Here is a 4,485-nt window from a genome sequence, read left to right as displayed (position 1 = left end):
TTCCAGAGAAGCATCCGAGCACACCGAACGCCCCGTTCAGGAGGCCGAGCGAAACCCCCGCTCAGGAGGTCGGGCGACATGGATGTCGCGCGAGCCCCGATCTGTACAGGGACGTACTGTCGGGGCGTGCCTCCGTGGCGGGGGAATTCGTGAGGGGAGCCCGGCTTCATCGGGCCCGTATGTTCGGGGCAAGACCTTTGCCTACTTTGGGCGGGGCCGGCCTTCCGGCGTTTGCCAAAGTAGGTCGCCCGAGGGGGCGAAACAAGAAACCTCCGAGCACTCATAAGCGGCGCGCTACACCGAACCCCAACCACAAAGTCTCTGGGTCCCCGCGTTCGCGGGGATGACGAGTGGGAGAGAGGAGCACGACGCCAGGCTCGCTACAGGCAGGCCCACGAAACGCCAACACCGAAAATGAAAACGCCCCGGCAAGCCGGGGCGTTTTCGTTTCAGGCGCAGATCAGGCGGCTTTCATCGAGCGGTGGGTATCCACCAGGTGCTGCACCACACCCGGGTCGGCCAGGGTGGAGATGTCGCCCAGGGCGTCGTACTCGGCCGTGGCGATCTTGCGCAGGATGCGCCGCATGATCTTGCCCGAGCGGGTCTTCGGCAGGCCCGGGGCCCACTGGATGACGTCCGGGGTGGCGATCGGGCCGATTTCCTTGCGTACCCAGGCCTTGAGCTCCTGGCGCAGTTGCTCGTTGGCTTCCTCGCCAGCGTTCAGGGTGACGTAGACGTAGATGCCCTGCCCCTTGATGTCGTGCGGCACGCCAACCACCGCGGCCTCGGCCACTTTCGGGTGGGCGACCATGGCGCTCTCGATCTCGGCGGTGCCCATGCGGTGGCCGGAGACGTTGAGCACGTCGTCGACGCGGCCGGTGATCCAGTAGTAGCCGTCTTCGTCGCGACGGGCGCCGTCGCCGGTGAAATACATGCCCTTGAAGGTCTTGAAGTAGGTGTCGACGTAGCGGTCGTGGTCGCCGTACAGGGTGCGCGCCTGGCCCGGCCAGGAGTCGAGGATCACCAGGTTGCCCTCGGCGGCGCCTTCGATGATGTTGCCCAGGTTGTCGACCAGGGCCGGCACCACGCCGAAGAACGGCTTGGCGGCGGAGCCCGGCTTCAGCGCGTGGGCGCCCGGCAGCGGGGTCATCAGGCAGGCGCCGGTCTCGGTCTGCCACCAGGTGTCGACGATCGGGCAGCGCGACTGGCCGACGGTCTCGTAGTACCACTGCCAGGCTTCCGGGTTGATCGGTTCGCCCACCGAGCCCAGCAGGCGCAGGCTGGAGCCGTCGGCACCTTCGACCGCCGCCTTGCCCTCGGCCATCATGGCGCGGATGGCGGTGGGCGCGGTGTAGAGGATGTTGACCTTGTGCTTGTCGACGATCTTGGCGACGCGGCTGATGTCCGGGTAGTTCGGCACGCCCTCGAACAGCACGGTGGTCGCGCCGTTGGCCAGCGGGCCGTAGACGACATAGCTGTGGCCGGTGACCCAGCCGATGTCGGCGGTGCACCAGAAGACTTCGCCGGGGCGGTAGTCGAAGACCCGCTCGTGGGTCAGCGAGGCGTACACCAGGTAGCCGCCGGTGGTGTGCAGCACGCCCTTGGGCTTACCGGTGGAACCGGAGGTGTAGAGGATGAACAGCGGGTCCTCGGCGCCCATTTCCTTCGGCGCGCAGGTGGTGCCGGCGACCTTCATCAGGTCTTCGTACCAGACGTCGCGGTGCTGGTTCCACTTGATCGAAGAGCCGGTGCGCTTGCAGACGATGATCTTCTGCACGCTGTTGGTTTCCGGGTTGGTCAGGGCATCGTCGACGTTGGCCTTGAGCGGGGTTTTCTTGCCGCCGCGCACGCCTTCGTCGGCGGTGATCACCACCTTGGAACGGCAATCGATGATGCGCCCGGCCAGCGCTTCGGGGGAGAAGCCGCCGAACACCACCGAGTGGATCGCGCCGATGCGGGTGCAGGCGAGCATGGCCACCACGGCTTCCGGGATCATCGGCATGTAGATGGTCACCACGTCGCCACGGTGCACGTCCTGGCCGCGCAGGGCGTTGGCGAACTTGCAGACCTGCTCGTGCAGCTGGCGGTAGGTGATCTCGCGGTGCTCGGACGGATCGTCGCCTTCCCAGATGATCGCCACCTGGTCGCCACGCTCGGCGAGGTGACGGTCGAGGCAGTTGTAGGAGAGGTTCAGGGTGCCGTCGGCGAACCACTTGATGTCGACGTGGTGGTCGTCGAAGGAGGTCTGCTTGACCTTGGTGAAGGGCTTGATCCATTCCACCCGTTGCGCCTGCTCGCGCCAGAAGCCATCGGGGTTGACCACCGATTGCTGGTACAGCTTCTTGTAGGTGGCTTCGTCGGTCAGCGTAGTGGCGGCCACTTCGGGGCGCACGGGATACACGGATGCCGCAGTCATGACGCGTTACCTCGGTTCGGAGTGTTGTTCTTGTTGGGACCAAGTTGTAACGGCCGGGGTGCGCAGCGGCCATACGACCATGGTCTTACCAATCCATGGCCATAGTGATGAGCCCCATCAGCACGGCTGACGGGGCCTGCGGCATTCCGTCACATGCCCAGCGCGTGGGGCAGCGCCAGGGAAATGAACGGCACGTAGGTGACCAGGATGAGGAACAGCAGGAGGATCATCAGCCACGGCAGCGCCGCGCGGATGGTCGCCCCCAGCGGCAGGCCGGTGACCGCCGAGGTGACGAACAGGTTGAGCCCCACCGGCGGGTGCACCAGGCCGATTTCCATGTTCACTACCATGACGATGCCCAGGTGGATCGGGTCGATGCCCAGTTTCATGGCGATGGGGAAGAAGATCGGCGCCAGGATCAGGGTGATCGCCGAGGGTTCCATGAAGCTGCCGGCCACCAGCAGCACCACGTTGACCATCAGCAGGAAGCCGATCGGCGTCAGCCCCTCCTGCACCACCCATTCGGTGATCTGCTGGGGAATCTGCTCGGTGGTCAGCACGTGGGCGAAGAGCATGGCGTTGGCGATGATGAACATCAGCATGATGCTCAGCCGCCCGGACTCCAGCAGCACCTTGGGGCAGTCGCGCAGGCGCATGTCCTTGTACACGAAGAGCGCGACGAAGGCCGAGTACACCGCCGCCACCGCCGCCGCCTCGGTCGGGGTGAACAGCCCGGAGTAGATGCCGCCGAGGATGATCGCCAGCAGCGCCAGCCCCCAGCCGGCGCGGCGCGCGGTGGCCAGCCACTGGCGCAGGCTGACGCGCGGTTGCGCCGGCAGCTTCTTGATCCGCGCGACTATGTAGATGACCACCATCAGGATCACCCCGAGCAGCAGCCCCGGCACCACCCCGGCGACGAACAGCTTGCCCACCGAGGTCTCGGTGGCCGCCGAGTAGACCACCATGACGATCGACGGCGGGATGAGGATGCCGAGGGTGCCGGCGTTGCAGATGATCCCGGCGCCGAACTCGCGCGGGTAGCCCGAGCGCACCATGCCGGCCACGGCGATCGAGCCGACCGCCGCCACCGTCGCCGGCGACGAGCCGGACAGCGCGGCGAACAGCATGCAGGCCAGTACCGCGGCGATCGCCAGGCCGCCACGGATGTGCCCGACGCAGGCGTTGGCGAAGTCGATCAGCCGCTGCGCCACCCCGCCGGTGGTCATGAAGGCGCCGGACAGCAGGAAGAACGGAATCGCCAGCAGGGTGTAGGCCTCGGAGGTCTCGAACAGCTTGATCGCCAGCGAACGCACCGAGTCCTGGCTGAACAGCAGGATGGTCACCGCGCCGGACAGGCCCAGGGAAATGGCGATGGGCACGCCGATGAACATGAACAGGAACAGCAGCAGGAACAGCGCGAGGACGGTCATGGGCGCGCCTCCCCGTCCTGCTCGCCGGCCAGGCGGGTAGCCTCGGCGGCTTCGTCGGCCAGGCCCAGGCCGAGCTGGCGACCCTGCAGCAGGCGCCAGAGGATTTCCAGGTAGCGCAGCAGCACCAGGGCGAAGCCGACCGGCACTATCACCGCGATGTAGGCCTGGAGGATGCCGAAGTGGTCGAGGTCCTCGGCGCCGATGCCGGCGACGAACAGGGTCTTCACCCAGGCGAAGCTGGCCACCATGAACAGCCCGGCGTAGGCCAGGCAGCACAGGCAGGCGAGCACCCCGATGGCGCGCTGCACGCGGCGCGGCGCCAGGCGCACCAGGGCGTCGACGCCGAGGTGGCCGGCGGTGCGCACGCCATAGGCGATGCCGAAGAAGATCAGCCAGCCGAACAGCGCCTTGGTCAGGGCGTTGCTCCAGGCCATGTCCTGGGCCACGCCCAGCAGCAGGTCGCCGACCGCGTAGAGCGGCGCGCGCAGCGCCGTGAGGCGGTCGCCGGCGTCGTAGAACAGGGTGAAGACGTTGGTCACCACCACGTAGAGGAAGGTCACCAGCGTCATCGCCGCCAGGAGCACGACGATCATGCCCTCCTCCAGGCGGTTGCAGACGCGCACGAAGCTATTCATGGCT

3 protein-coding genes are annotated in these 4,485 nt (G+C 66.8%); all 3 read right to left on the bottom strand.

All coding sequences use genetic code 11. The features are described from left to right. Window positions 1-460 precede the first annotated feature (460 nt). Entirely contained in the window at window positions 461-2,416 is a 1,956-nt protein-coding gene (acs, locus tag P3W75_RS03600; protein WP_276225999.1) for an acetate--CoA ligase, read from the bottom strand. A 149-nt stretch (window positions 2,417-2,565) separates the two neighbouring features. Next, window positions 2,566-3,846, bottom strand: a complete 1,281-nt coding sequence (gene dctM / locus P3W75_RS03595; protein WP_276225998.1) for a C4-dicarboxylate TRAP transporter large permease protein DctM — start codon at window positions 3,844-3,846, stop codon at window positions 2,566-2,568. Next, window positions 3,843-4,481: a TRAP transporter small permease gene (locus P3W75_RS03590; protein ID WP_276226000.1), complete on the bottom strand. Its 639-nt coding sequence runs from the start codon at window positions 4,479-4,481 to the stop codon at window positions 3,843-3,845. The genes dctM and P3W75_RS03590 overlap by 4 nt, the downstream gene beginning before the upstream one ends. Window positions 4,482-4,485 lie beyond the last annotated feature (4 nt).

The sequence above is a fragment of the Pseudomonas citronellolis genome, from assembly GCF_029335315.1.
Lineage (GTDB): Bacteria > Pseudomonadota > Gammaproteobacteria > Pseudomonadales > Pseudomonadaceae > Pseudomonas > Pseudomonas citronellolis_A.
The sequence above is the reverse complement of the archived record's forward strand: the minus strand, read 5'-3'. Positions and strand labels throughout refer to the sequence as shown.

What these genes read in the sequence shown, in the direction of transcription:
- dctM (WP_276225998.1), bottom strand. Translation starts at nt 3,846, where the DNA reads ATGACCGTCCTCGCGCTGTTCCTGCTGCTGTTCCTGTTCATGTTCATC.
- P3W75_RS03590 (WP_276226000.1), bottom strand. Translation starts at nt 4,481, where the DNA reads ATGAATAGCTTCGTGCGCGTCTGCAACCGCCTGGAGGAGGGCATGATC.
- acs (WP_276225999.1), bottom strand. Translation starts at nt 2,416, where the DNA reads ATGACTGCGGCATCCGTGTATCCCGTGCGCCCCGAAGTGGCCGCCACT.